This is a genomic window from Nostoc sp. XA010, from assembly GCF_020829625.1.
GTDB lineage: Bacteria > Cyanobacteriota > Cyanobacteriia > Cyanobacteriales > Nostocaceae > Nostoc.
On the sequence record NZ_JAIVFX010000007.1, the window covers coordinates 1 to 13,960 of the forward strand.

8 protein-coding genes are annotated in these 13,960 nt (G+C 41.2%); 6 read left to right on the forward strand and 2 right to left on the reverse strand.

All coding sequences use genetic code 11. From position 1 onward, the window contains the following. The first annotated feature begins 306 nt into the window (after positions 1-306). Together LC608_RS12405 and LC608_RS12410 are read left to right on the forward strand one after the other, a co-directional pair. Positions 307-2,709 carry a GH116 family glycosyl hydrolase gene (locus LC608_RS12405; protein ID WP_229553853.1) on the forward strand — a complete coding sequence of 801 codons (2,403 nt, stop codon included), beginning with the start codon at positions 307-309 and terminating at the stop codon, positions 2,707-2,709. A gap of 2,053 nt (positions 2,710-4,762) precedes the next feature. After that, a complete protein-coding gene (locus tag LC608_RS12410; protein WP_374108398.1) occupies positions 4,763-5,098 on the forward strand; it encodes a HetP family heterocyst commitment protein in 336 nt (111 codons plus the stop codon). 786 nt (positions 5,099-5,884) lie between these two features. Here LC608_RS12410 and rpe read toward each other — a convergent pair. Further along, complete coding sequence (gene rpe / locus LC608_RS12415) at positions 5,885-6,592, reverse strand: ribulose-phosphate 3-epimerase (protein WP_109008981.1); 708 nt, start codon at positions 6,590-6,592, stop codon at positions 5,885-5,887. A 199-nt stretch (positions 6,593-6,791) separates the two neighbouring features. Between rpe and LC608_RS12420 the strand changes: the two genes are divergently transcribed. Both LC608_RS12420 and LC608_RS12425 read left to right on the forward strand, forming a co-directional pair. Then, the gene (locus tag LC608_RS12420) at positions 6,792-8,387 is read left to right on the forward strand and encodes a S8 family serine peptidase (RefSeq protein ID WP_229553855.1); all 1,596 of its coding nucleotides are present in this window, start codon (positions 6,792-6,794) and stop codon (positions 8,385-8,387) included. A 434-nt stretch (positions 8,388-8,821) separates the two neighbouring features. Beyond that, positions 8,822-10,153: a serpin family protein gene (locus LC608_RS12425; protein ID WP_229553856.1), complete on the forward strand. Its 1,332-nt coding sequence runs from the start codon at positions 8,822-8,824 to the stop codon at positions 10,151-10,153. Between the two features lie 289 nt (positions 10,154-10,442). Here LC608_RS12425 and LC608_RS12430 read toward each other — a convergent pair whose 3' ends face one another. Beyond that, a complete protein-coding gene (locus LC608_RS12430) occupies positions 10,443-11,618 on the reverse strand; it encodes an AI-2E family transporter (RefSeq protein WP_229553857.1) in 1,176 nt (391 codons plus the stop codon). A gap of 253 nt (positions 11,619-11,871) precedes the next feature. On the opposite strand from LC608_RS12430, the gene LC608_RS12435 reads away from it, so the two are divergent. Beyond that, positions 11,872-12,213, forward strand: coding sequence for a hypothetical protein (locus LC608_RS12435; protein WP_229554089.1), 342 nt, complete (start codon positions 11,872-11,874; stop codon positions 12,211-12,213). 286 nt (positions 12,214-12,499) lie between these two features. Beyond that, positions 12,500-13,930 (forward strand): LCP family protein, encoded by a 1,431-nt coding sequence (locus LC608_RS12440; RefSeq protein WP_229553858.1) that lies wholly within the window; start codon positions 12,500-12,502, stop codon positions 13,928-13,930. Positions 13,931-13,960 lie beyond the last annotated feature (30 nt).

Here is a 13,960-nt window from a genome sequence, read left to right on the forward strand (position 1 = left end):
CCCCGAAGCCATACCCGTTTATTTACTTTTATCAAATAGAGTGAACTCTCTTAGACTAATTCCCCTAGTTTCTTCACTCATTGACATCTATTGGCTTTTAGTCTGCGATCGCCCCGTGATCGATTACGACAAAACTAAATGTAAACGCCACCGTTGAGATTGACGCTTACACCCAACAAATTTGGGCTTTATCTTCTTAAGTTGACACCAATGCAATGCCGTGCGCTTGCATCGTTGTGCCCCTTGAGAAAAATCACACATCGCGCTAGTCTTCATTGACGTAACTGCACAATGTAACATTAAGCGATGACAAATCAACTCTCTCCGAAAATTCCCTCTTGCACTTGGAGCCGTCCCATCGGCTTAGGCTGGGACAAAGCTTATACCGTCCGCTACGCAAGTAATATCGATGATGGCCCTTGGCATGGTATGCCTTTAGGTGGCTTTGGTGCAGGTTGCATCGGTCGTTCTTCACGGGGAGATTTTAATCTGTGGCACATCGATGGCGGTGAACATACCTTCAAAAACGTTCCCGCTTGTCAGTTCAGTGTGTTTGAGTCCAATAGCACATCTTCCCAAGCCTACGCTTTATCTACACAAGCGCCCGATGATGGTACTCTCAAAGCTTGGCAATGGTATCCGACAACTCCCGCAACAGAGGGGACGGGAAATTATCACGCACTATACCCACGTAGCTGGTTTGTGTACGAAAATGTATTTCAAGCACAGTTGACTTGTGAACAATTTTCCCCAGTCTGGGCAGGTAATTACCAAGAAACTAGCTACCCTGTGGCAATATTCCTCTGGAATGCCCACAACCCCACAGATGCACCCATTACTCTCAGTATTATGCTCACTTGGCAAAATATGGTGGGCTGGTTTACAAACGCTCTAAAATCTCCCGAAGTGCGGGTGCGCGATGATGGTAGTCCGGTTTACGAATACCAACCGCGCTGGGGCGAAAGTCAAGGAAACTATAACCAAATAGTTGAAAATACACAACAGTTTGGCTGTGTTTTAGGTCGGGTTGGTAGCGATGCTTTGCAAGAAGGTGACGGAACTTGGTGTATTGCGACGCTGAAGCATCCCCAAGTGGAAGTATTTCACCACACCCGATGGAATCCTGAAGGAACTGGTGATGAGGTGTGGCAAAGCTTTGCTAAAGATGGTTCTTTGCCTAATTATCTAGATACCACAGCAACAGAGAATACACAATTGGGGGCTGCGATGGCACTCCGTTTTACTCTCCAACCAGGTGAAACTCTTGAAATCCCCTTTGTCCTAGCTTGGGATTTACCGATCACAGAATTTGCCGCCGGAGTCAACTATTATCGCAGATATACAGACTTTTTTGGTAAAAGCGGAAACAACGCCTGGGCGATCGCATCTACTGCGCTACAAGAATATCAAACTTGGCGATCGCAAATTCAAAGTTGGCAAAAACCGATTCTTGACCGGGAAGATTTACCCAACTGGTTTAAAATGGCTCTATTTAATGAGCTTTATGACCTCACTAGCGGCGGTACTCTCTGGAGTGCAGCATCAGAACTTGACCCCATCGGTCAGTTTGCGGTGCTGGAGTGCTTAGATTACCGTTGGTATGAAAGTCTAGATGTGCGATTATACGGCTCTTTTGCCCTACTGATGCTGTTTCCAGAACTAGAAAAGTCGGTAATGAGGGCATTTGCAAGGGCCATTCCTCAAGGTGATGATACACCCCGGATAATTGGCTATTACATGACAATTAAAGCAGAAAGCCCGATTGCAGTTCGGAAAGTTGCAGGTGCAACACCCCACGATTTAGGCGCACCCAATGAACACGTTTGGGAGAAAACCAACTACACCAGCTATCAAGACTGCAATTTATGGAAAGATTTGGGTAGTGATTTTGTCTTGCAAGTATACCGTGATTTTCTGCTCACAGGTGCTGATGATGTAGAATTCCTGGCAGATTGCTGGGATGCGATCGTTCAAACCCTCGACTACCTGAAAACTTTTGACATTGATGGCGATGGGATTCCCGAAAATTCCGGTGCGCCTGACCAAACCTTTGATGATTGGCGGTTACAGGGTGTCAGTGCTTATTGTGGTGGGTTATGGTTAGCGGCGCTAGAGGCTGCGATCGCAATTAGCGATATTTTATTAACTCACAACCTTGGCAACCTTGCCGTCTTGGCGGTTCAAAAATCCACTTATGAAACTTGGTTACAACAATCTCTTCCTATTTACCAAGAAAAACTCTGGAATGGGCAATATTACAAACTTGATAGTGAAAGTGGTTCCGATGTGGTGATGGCAGATCAATTGTGCGGACAATTTTATGCTCGTCTGCTGGACTTACCAGATATTGTACCGAGCGATCGCGCTCTCTCTGCCCTAAAAACTGTTTATGATGCGTGCTTTTTGAAATTCTGCAATGGTGAGTTTGGTGCTGCTAATGGTGTTCGTCCTGACGGTTCACCAGAAAACCCCAAAGCTACTCATCCCCTAGAAGTCTGGACAGGGATAAACTTTGGCCTGGCGGCTTTTCTTGTGCAAATGGGAATGAAAGATGAAGCGTTTAAGTTGACGCAAGCTGTGGTGCAGCAAATTTATGACAATGGTTTGCAATTTCGCACCCCTGAAGCTATCACCGCAGCTGATACTTTCCGCGCTAGCACTTACTTACGAGCAATGGCAATTTGGAGCATTTACTTAGTTATTAATTAATTTACCATCAAAACGGTTCTCGTCTTGATGCAATAAACGTAGGGGCGCACAGCTATCATGCGTGTCAACTCAACGTGAAAGCCTATCCAGAACAAGCTTTTATCGCAATATGCTTGGGTTAAGCATTTTCTCATTCTCTCTGTGTACTCTGCGCCTCTGCGGTTAGTTAAAAAAATTGACTTTGACAAAGAGTTCTAACCTTAACCCAAGCATATTGGTCTTTATCTGACAAAGCAGAGTCTAAATTTGTGACTATATTTTCCAAGTGTTTCCGGAAGCGAAGGAAAATTTCAGTAATGGTAAGAGTTGAAGCATTGAGAATTCAAGACTACTCTATGCCGACTATATCTTTGTTTTAGACCGAGGTATCTTGTTGATCAAGGCACTGATTGCGAACTCATAAAAATTGGTAGTTTTTATTAGTATTTAGCCTAACTAGCACAGCATCCGTAATCTCAATTTTATAAAAGTTTTAAAGATTAAGACACATATAGAATTCCAATTGTATTTTTGAAATCCACATAGGGTTCGTTACGCTATCGCTAACACACCAAAATATTAGAATGGTAAGTTACGCTCTATTAACACACCCTATAAGACTACTTATCTTTCAAAAAAAATTATGATTTATAGAAAATGTGCTGCTGAACAAATTTAACAACCTTATGTATTAGTTAACTTTATCTCATCACTAATTCCCCTAATATACTACCTACTTAATCTGCTACATGTTTTTTATTAAAAGCATCTTGCTATAGGTGTTTTGCTTGATTTCAAGTGGTTATAATTAAAATTAACTATCTTTATTCCCACTAATCAGGATTTTTTTAAACTAGGCTGTCTATCATTACTAAATGATAATCATGAAAAAATTTATGGTCAGTTTACAATGGTTTCATTTAGATAAGCTTAAGCTATATTTCTTGTAAATCAAGAAATATAATTTTCTAATTGAACTTATTAATAAAATATGTCCAATGTTATAGATACGAACGTTTTTTATTATTTAAACTTTCTTATTTTTAGAAGTTGTTTTACATGGTAGTTAGTGGTAGTATTTTCTAGCAACTCGACAATAATAAATGGTTTAAATTGAGATTGTATGGGGGGTCACACCCCTCATGATTTAGCAAAGGAGGACAAAATTAAAAGCTGCACAAGACGCAAGTACGTATCTAAATACATTCAGTAAATTTAGCTTAAAATCTACTAAAGTAGTAGATGACATTAACGACAAAAAATAGTATAAATGCGAATGGCATTGTTAAAGCTCAAAGATAAATAAATTTTTCCCACTACTCAAAAAAATATGGAAACTTGCCGGAAAATGCTTAATTAAGCAGTAGTAAGAAATACAGGCGTTTTAACAGAGAAAGTTTATTGAACTAGGAGTTGAGAAAGTTTCAGAGGACAAAACTGCATCTACCAAGAGCTACGCCGAGACTTTTGTCTTACCAGTTAGATGAGAAGACAAAAGATAAAATTTTACCTTTCACTTACTAACAAGCTATAAGTACAGTTTCCTCAATTCATCGAAGGGAATCTGGATAGTTAGGACTGAGCAGCTAACAAACTTGATTAAAAACTTGATTGTTTTTAATCAAACGTTAGTTCATGAAAAAAATCATCAGGTCAAATGCAGTCGAAACCTCAAGCCAAGGGGACAGTTCAGGAATGAATCTATATCATTTGTATCCTTACTACGAGCTAGCTCTTGCCAAAACTAGTTTACTAGGGGAGTTATCAGCCAAAATTACTAAAACTCTGCTCAATAGCGCCAAGGTAAAGCTTAAACAGCAGAGAAGTTTCAGCCTGTATCTTTACTATTCAAAGCTACGAGAGCCAATCAGAGTTTAGGAAAATTATGTACGCGTCTGTTGATTGATAGATTTTTATCCTTCGTCAACATCCAACATCGCCAAATTGCTGACAATTACCTGAAAGCGATTCAACAGCTACAAAAAGGTTAGTGCAGTTTGTAACCCTCAATTGAAACACTAACAATCGCTGAAATTTAACTAGTTTACTTCACCCAAGATAACTAAACACTATGATGAATCAAGACATTGCTGGTATTAGTAGTAACTTAGATACAACAGTCAAAGCTCAACAATTTGACAAAGTAGTTGAAGCAATAATTGCTGGAAAGTACTCCTGGGCATGTGTTTTAATGCTACGATTTGCTGGGTATAATCCTCTCCATTACATTCCGTACCGTACCTACAATCGCTTGCTCAAAGAAAATTCTCAAACCAATAGAACAAAACAACAGCAAAGTGAAAATCTAAAAATGCTGAAAGATTCAAGACCTGCTTATCTTGAGGTAGTTGGAAAGCAAAAACCAGAAAGCAGCCAAGATATTTCCTTGAAACGCTGTGGAGTGAATTAAAAACAATTTGGAATCCACAGATTCTGCCCTAAAGCTGATTGAGTGTCTGAAAACCTACTATGCTAATTTAAAATTTTTAGCATGGTAGGTTTTCTATAGCAGTGATTAATTTAATATTTATTTGCAGAAATGTGCCAAAATGGCAAATATATACTAAGGATATTGGTAAACTAATAACAACTACAACTTAAACCAAAATAGAGGTGATTTGCGGCAAATAGATTAATTTTAATAAATAAAATCAATGATTAGTTCTGACTATGAAATCAATCAAACTTATTACAAAAGTAGTCAGCATTTCATGGAGTAAATAACTCCTATACCAAGACCAACGATACAACCGTTGCTACTGGTGGTTCTTTTTCTGAGGAAGTCTCAGCAAAGAGAATTTGGGGAGGTGGATTCCCCCAATCCAAATTTTACACAGCTTTCATCGACTGCAGACGATGGGAGTAATGCTAATAAAACTTTCTATCCTGTGGTTGGTGTTGCTTTAGTTAAATAAAGCAAACGCTTAACACCAATAACAGGAACGGAAACAGAAAAGTTACGGTAAAATCGTTGTCGTGGCTGGTAAAACTAGTAGGTCCATACGCTTCTCTTTCGACTATTGTAATCCTAGTCCTCCCAACCTGGATTATCTCTGGTTTCTAAATTTTCAATTTATATAACAACTACTGGAAGTTCAAAACTTGAATAGCTTCCAGTTTTTTATGTCTAAATAAAAATAGGGTGAGCAATTTGCCCACCCTATTTTTTGTAGAGAATGGTTAATCCAAAAATGAATTAAACCTTGGCTAATTCTGGGGTAGGACGCTTGCTATTACGAATTGATGTAATAGCCTCAGCATAATCTTTAGCGTTAAATACAGCTGAACCGGCGACAATTGCATTAGCTCCCGCTTCTAAAACTTGCCAGGTATTATTTGCCTTCAGTCCTCCATCGACTTCAATCCAAGGGTCAAGACCGCGTTCATCACACATTTGACGCAGCTTGCGGATTTTGGGTAATACACCAGGGATAAAGCTTTGACCACCAAAACCAGGGTTGACGCTCATAATTAGTACTAAATCGCACAAATCTAGAACGTATTCAATTAGCTCTAGAGGGCTACCAGGATTAAGTACAACTCCAGCTTTCTTACCAAGCTCTTTAATTTGCCCCAAGGTGCGGTGCAGGTGGGGTGAAGCATTATGCTCGCAGTGTACAGAGATAATATCGGCACCCGCCTTAGCAAATCCTTCTACATACTTTTCTGGCTCCACAATCATCAAGTGGACATCCAGTGTCTTGGTCGTAACCGGACGAATCGCCTCCACAATCAGAGGGCCTATCGTAATATTAGGTACAAAACGACCGTCCATGACATCAACATGAATCCAATCGGCTCCAGCCGCGTCTACGGCGCGAATTTCATCACCCAGACGACTAAAATCGGCTGATAGGATAGATGGAGAAATGACAATGGGTTTTTGAGATAGGTTTTGGGTCATGGCTAGTGGATTTTTAAGCGTCCTCGTCTGTAAGCATTGTAACAAAACATTGAGCAAGACTCATAATTTTGCTCCCGGATTTTTTGGGAGTAGGGAGAATAATAACTCCTAACTCTGCTCATTTTGGATTTGGGATTTTCCTTTAATCCCAAATCCAAAATTTAAAATCTAAAATTGAATGACTAATGACTAATGGCTAATGGCTAAAAAACTAACCTGGATAATTTGGGGATTAAGTGCTTCTTGTCTGAGCGCGCCTGTAATTGCTTCAGCTTTAGAATTTGCTCTAGGAACTAATGGCATTGACGCTCTGAGGCTACACCAAGCTCCTTATAATTTAATCGGTCGCAAGATTGCTATTGGTCAAGTGGAAATTGGCCGACCTGGAATCTTTGGGTGGGATAAGGCGGTGTCTAAAAATCGCGCCATTTCTTTAGCGGCGGTGTTCTTACGCAACGGGCCAGCTAAATCAAATAATGGTGTTGACCCTCACGCTTACAATGTCGCTGGGATGATGGTGAGTCAAGACAAAGCTTTGCCGGGAGTTGCTCCGGGAGCGCGGCTGTATTCGTCTGCGGTGGGTTCTACTAAAAATATGGGTCAGCCAGAAGAGTGCTTATCAGCCCAGCACATAGCCTTACAAAATGGTGGTGATGTCCGGGCTATTAACTTTAGCTTTGGTGAACCTCTGAGCCGCGATCCTCGCCCGGAGGCTACTTTAGACGGCAATGCTTTACTAACTTTATGTGTTGACTGGTCTAGTCGCGTTCATGATGTTTTGTATGCGATCGCAGGCAATCAAGGTAAGGGGGGTATTCCTATTCCTACAGATAATTTTAACGGAATAAACGTGGCTTTTTCATCTCGCCGAGGGGGAGTTTTTAACAAAGTAGATGTGGCTAATCTGGCGGGTGCTAACCAAGGAGTAAGCGGAAGGCTAGCTGGAAAGGAATTTAATCTTGATGAGCGTGGTGCTATCAGTTTAGTTGCTCCTGGGAATAACATTCCTTTGCTCAATCCGGATGGCAAAGTTAACAAGGTTACAGGTACTAGTTTTGCAGCGCCTCAAGTTACGGCTAGTGTTGCTCTGTTGCAAGAATTTGCTGATCGACAGATACGGACAAAACAACCACACTGGAGCATTGATGCTCGCCGTCATCAAGTAATGAAAGCTATATTGCTGAATTCAGCAGACAAAATCCAAGATAGCGGTGATGGTTTGCTGTTGCGAATGAGCCGGACACTAATTGATAAAAAAAATCAAAGCTGGCTGGATTCTGATGCTTATAAAGATCCAAAAATTCCCTTGGATGCCCAAATGGGAGCGGGTCATTTAAATGTATTTCGCGCTTATCAGCAACTTAGTAGTGGTCAATGGCAGCCATCAACAACTATACCTGCTATTGGTTGGGATTATCGCACAGTCAATGCTGGAACGTCTGTTGACTATATATTAGCAAAACCGTTAAAACAGGGGAGTTTTGTTGCTGTTACTCTGAGTTGGGATCGATTGGTAGAACTCAACGATAAAAATAAAAACCAGCAATATGACGTAGGCGAAAATTTCCGCGATCGCGGTTTGAATAATCTTGACCTATACTTAGTAAAAGCTAATGCTCAAAACTCAGATGCTGGTGCTGTTTGCTCCTCAATCAGCCAAATCGATAGTATAGAACATATTTTCTGCCCCGTTGCTGCTGCTGGCAATTACAAAATTCGCGTCCAGTTTCGTCAAAAGTTAAATGAAGTGACTCAACCCTACAGTTTAGCTTGGTGGAGTGTACCTATTAATTGAAACAAGGTAGCACAACTTTTATCTGTGTCAACTTACAGCGTTTTTCATTTATTTAAATAACATTCCCCTGTAGGGTAGCACAGCTCTGTATGCCTACAAAAGTTTGGTATTTTGTGAACTAAAAAGCGTGATTTTATCTTTAAAAATCAAGAGCGCTGGTTATTTCATGATTAAGTAGTCTACAATACTTTTATAGATAAATAGGAAAGTTCCTAAGAATCGAGATTTTTATAATTCGTCTGTATTGCCGCCTCAATTAGGATTTAGCAACTCTAATAAGTTGTGTTTAATTCCTCTGAGCTAATAACTTGCTGTTACAGTTTCTGTAACAGTGCCATTTTTGTATTGGAGCAAATGCAATAGTTAATCATTGACACAGTATCTGCGTCACCCATGATCACAGTTCGGGAATCTTTCGCAAGTGAGGTGGTAAGATGAATCCGCAGAAATATAGTAGTATGAGAGAAAATTTCATCCAAAGACGTTACGGTGTTAGCCTGGGCAGACGCTATGCTATGGCAGCCGCAAGTGTTGTTTTATGCAGTGTATTAGGGTATTCTCAAGTCGATAGTAATAAAAGTACCCTTGCCCAATCTGGTTTACCTCAGCCAGAAACTCCATTGCAAAAAAAAACACTCAAGACTGATACTAAACTTGTTGAGTCTAGCAATAAGTTTGGCTTCAAACTCTTTTCAGAAGTTCTGAAAAAGGATCGGGATCAAAAGAATGTTTTTATCTCACCTTCGAGTGTTGCGATCGCTTTAGCTATGACCTACAACGGCGCTAGCGGCACGACTCAACTAGCGATCGCAAAAACCCTGGAATTACAGGGGCTGAATCTAGCAGAAATCAACTCTTCTTACGCGGCGGCATTAAAGCAGCTTTTAGACAATTCTGATCCGAAAGTACAACTGAATATTGCTAACTCACTTTGGGCAAACAAAAATTTTAGCTTTCAGCCAGACTTTCTCCAAAGAATACAGTATTCCTATAAAGCTAAGGTCAGCAATTTAAATTTTCAAGATCGAGCAACGCCTAGTATTATCAATAACTGGGTAAAAGATAACACTAATGGCAAAATCGATAAGATAATTGAAAAAATTGATCCAAGTCAGGTGTTGTTTTTAATTAATGCCATCTATTTTAAAGGAAAATGGAGCCAAGAATTTAATAAAAGTCAAACTGCTCAATATCCTTTTTATACCACATCTGGCAAGCCAAAACAACACCCGATGATGTCACAAGATGGTGACTATAGATATTATGAAAGCAAACAGTTTCAAGCGGTTAGTTTACCTTACGGCAAAGATGGTAAATTCAGCTTTTATATTTTCCTGCCAAAACACAACTCTAACCTAAAAACCTTCTATCAAAACTTGAATGTTGAGAACTGGGATAAATGGATGACTCAGTTCAGCAAACAAAAAGGGTTTATTCGCTTACCCCGCTTTAAAAGTGAGTATGATGTTACTCTCAATGATGCCTTAAAAGCTTTAGGTATGGAGGAGGCTTTCAGCAACAAAGCCAATTTTTCAGGCATGGGTAAAAATTTTGCCATTAGCGAAGTTAAGCATAAAACTTTTGTCGAAGTGAACGAAGAAGGCACCGAAGCGGCTGCGGCTACTTCAGTGGGAATAGTCGCAACAGCTTTCAGAGAAGAACCAGAACCATTCCGAATGATTGTTGATCGTCCTTTCTTCTGTGCCATTAGGGATAATCAGACGGGAAGGGTTTTGTTTACGGGTTCCATCATTGATCCACAATGAGAAAGCAGGAGGAAAGGTACAAACCAAGCCGAATTGTAGGTAAAAAGTTAGAAATATTCTTTTCGAGATTCACAGCACCAGAAAAGATACGTCATTGCTCAAACCTCTTCCCTTCTCTACGAGACGCTGTGCGCGAACATGGCAGAGGTTTTCTCCTGCCTCCTTATCTTTGATAGGTTTCAAGGAATCCTGGTGTCAACCCCAACCCTTGGGGACGCTGCGCGAACGGGGAAGTCAAAAGTCAAAAGTCAAAATATGAAGTCTTGAATCCCTTCTGACTTCTGCCTCCCTAAGGTAATGTCGCTTCAGAAATACTCAATGTGTTGTTAGCGTCAGCTTTCGAGGACTGGTTTGCTGCAATGGATGCAGTGATCTCCCCAGTAGCGCTGTCGTCTGTCTGGCTACTTAAGCTTCCAGGACGCAAGGCGCTTAAAGCAGTCTTAATTACAACAGCTGTGGGTACTGCCACAATTACACCCAAGAGTCCGCCAATTCTTGCCCCTGTCAAGACTGAAATTAAAATCCAAACTGGATTTAAACCAGTAAAGCTGCCTAAAATTCGGGGGGCAATTAAGTTTTCGAGAATTTGCTGTACAATTACTGCTGCTATCAAGACTCTCACACCCATTGAGAAATCTTGCAGCGCTACCAATAGTGTAGTCATAGCGATACCTACAGAACCGCCAAAGGGCACGAGAGCCATCAGACCAATACTTAGACCAAATAGTAGACCAAATGGCACTTTCAGCCACAAAAAGGTAGGAATCAGGGCTGATGCCATGCAAGTAGATAAAATCAACTGGGTGATGAAGAAATTTTGGAAGCTCAGGCGGACTGTTTTGGAAAAAGGATCGCGAAATTTAGAAGGCAACCATTCTACTAAACTTTCCCAGAGTTCACCCCCATGCTGTAAAAGGTAGAAAGTCAAAACCATCGTCAAGAGAATATCTAGCAGACTAGTGACTGTAACTACTGCCAGATTTAAAACTTGTCCAGCGATCGCTTGCAATTGTCCCTTGACGCGATCGTTGATTTGCACTACTAGAGCATCAAGGTTAATTGGTAAACCATAAGTCTCAGCTTTTTCGTTTAATATCATTAACTGAGAGCGTCCAGAGTCGATCAACTCTGGTAAACGAGCTACCAGTTGTTGAGCTTGGGTAAGAGCCAATGGAAAAAGTGTCACACCCAAGGCTAATAAAATCGATAAAGCCAAGAGAAATACTAAAATAGCGACTTGCTCTCGCCTAGCACCATGATGCTCCATCCAGCTCACGGGGTAGTTGAGCAGAAATGCTAGCACTGAGGCTCCGACTAAAATGACTATGAGAGAATGGAAATAATTAAAAAATACCGAAAGTGCCCAACCATTAAGAACTAGTAGCGGCAGGAATAACGCGATCGCCCCGATTCGCGCTATTGGTGTAAATGTTTGCCACCAGTCGAGTAGCTTGCGTGTCTGCATTTTAAGCTGATTGCTGGATAGAACTAAATGAAATCTTTCTTTACAGATTATTATCTCTAACTATATGAGTCTTATTCATCCTTCTAGTTTAGGAGTTAGACTAATCCAAATGAAAAATTTTGAACCGAAAGAGAATGAGGAGTGGGAAGTGGGGAGTGGGGAAGAAGCAAGGGAGCTCTTAGCTGGGAGCAAGGGAGAAGGATTTTTCCCCCTGCCCCCTGCCCCCCGCCCCTCTGCCTCTTTTCAATACCCAATGCCCAAAACACAGTTGCTTTTACATTTGATTCCAATCATCGGCTTTTTTCCGTCCTTGTGGACTCTCTATCGGGGCCAAGGGAGCCGGGAAGAACTTTCTATTAGTCGTCTGTCTATTACTTTGGCGCTTACTTGGCTGTTGGGATATCTATTATTAGCTACCGGAGCAGCAACTTCAGATTTTTTTCTGCTACGTCTTTTTATCCTGAATAGCTTTCTGACATCGGGTTACTTTTTAGTAAGTGTCTGGTTGATTTTGCGCCTGATGCAGGGCAAATCTGGGCGTTTACCAGGGTTTACTAACTTAGCCGAACGAGTTCTAGGAAAGTACTTATCTTAATTTTTTAGGGTGAGAATTTTTCAGTAGTTTTACCTATTTCCGAAAAAATTACTGTTGATTTATCTATATATCTAGTCAAATCCAGTTTATTATTGCCATACTTCAGTAAAACATCTCTAGGTTGGCCCAAAAGAAAGAAAAATGCTGCTATAAGTGTTGTGGTTGACACTACATTAAAAAAATTAGCACTGATAATTAAGAGTTAGTTATTATGGGTTGATTTGTTTGGATGTTTTTAGTTTGCAAATTTACCGAATTTGATTAGTGAGTAAGTGTGAGGAAGTCTGTGACCATTCAAAGAAGTTCGGCGGAAGAAAACCAGTCGGGAAAAGCCTCAAAGTCCATTAAAAGAATTCCCCTTTCCCATAACCCGAAATCCGGGCGTTGGCTGTGGTTTTGGGTAGGCATGAGTGGGATTGCAATGGTGTCAGCAACAGCAGGGGCGCTTTTGGCAGTGTCTTTGACCAGTACGCCTTTGCAACAAGCCCAGCTAAGTCCACAGGATGAAGCGGTGTTTGATGGCGATCGCATTTCTGGAGGTGTATTGCGATTTTCAGAATTAACCCGCCCGGTTAATCTCTTAGTTATGGGCATGAGCGTACTTCCTCCAGATGTCCAAAATCCTCCCGAAGAAACCAAAAATCTCAAATACCTGCCCCAGGTAAACTCCTTTGATGGTCTTGCCGATGTGATGCTCTTGGTCAAATTTGATCCAGAGACTAAAAAAATAGTTATGCTCTCCGTTCCCAGAGATACCCGTACAGAAATAGAGGGGTATGGGGTGAAAAAAATTAATGCCGCCAATGTTGAAGGTGGGCCAGCTTTGACTGCCAGAACCGTCAGTAATCTCTTAGGTGGGGCAGGAATTGATCGCTATGTGCGAATTAATGTTCTGGGAGTTGCCAAGCTGATCGATGCTTTAGGGGGCGTAACAGTCTACGTCCCCAAAGATATGAAGTACCAAGATGATTCTCAGCATTTGTACATCAATTTGAAGGCGGGTAAGCAGCATCTCAACGGCGAGCAAACACTGCAATTACTGCGGTTTCGCCATGACGAACTCGGTGATATTGGCCGGATTCAGAGGCAGCAAATGGTCATGCGTGCCTTGATGGATCAAACACTTAACCCCGCTACTGTTGCTCAATTACCTAAAGTTCTTGATGTAGTGAAAGACCACATCGATACTAACTTGACGGTTGAGGAGTTAGTGGCGCTAATGGGTTTTGGGGTGCGAACAAATCGCTCTAATATGCAAATGTTAATGCTGCCAGGTCGCTTTAGCGATAAAAATGAATTTGATGCTAGCTATTGGTTGCCCAACAAAGATGGTATTGCTAAAGTGATGGCTCAACACTTTGGTTTGGAGTCAGAAGAGGAACAGCAGGCGACTGCGACTGATCCACGCTCTTTGCGTGTAGCAATTCAAGATAGTACAGATGGCGATCGCTCTAACCTCCGACCATTGATTAGAGCTTTGGAAAAATCTGGATATCGCAACATCTATATAGCCAAGGCATGGGGTGAACCTCTAGAGGTGACTCATATTGTCGCCCAGCAAGGAGATGGTGACAGTGCCGAATCAATTCGTGACACTTTGGGGTTTGGCGAAGTACGTGTGGAAAGTACTGGCAACCTTGGCTCAGATATCAGTATTCAAGTAGGTCAGGATTGGTTGCAACAAAAATCTATTTTGGAGAAGTCGCTGACACCCTAAAGTGATGAAATTCATATTTTTAACTGAAGT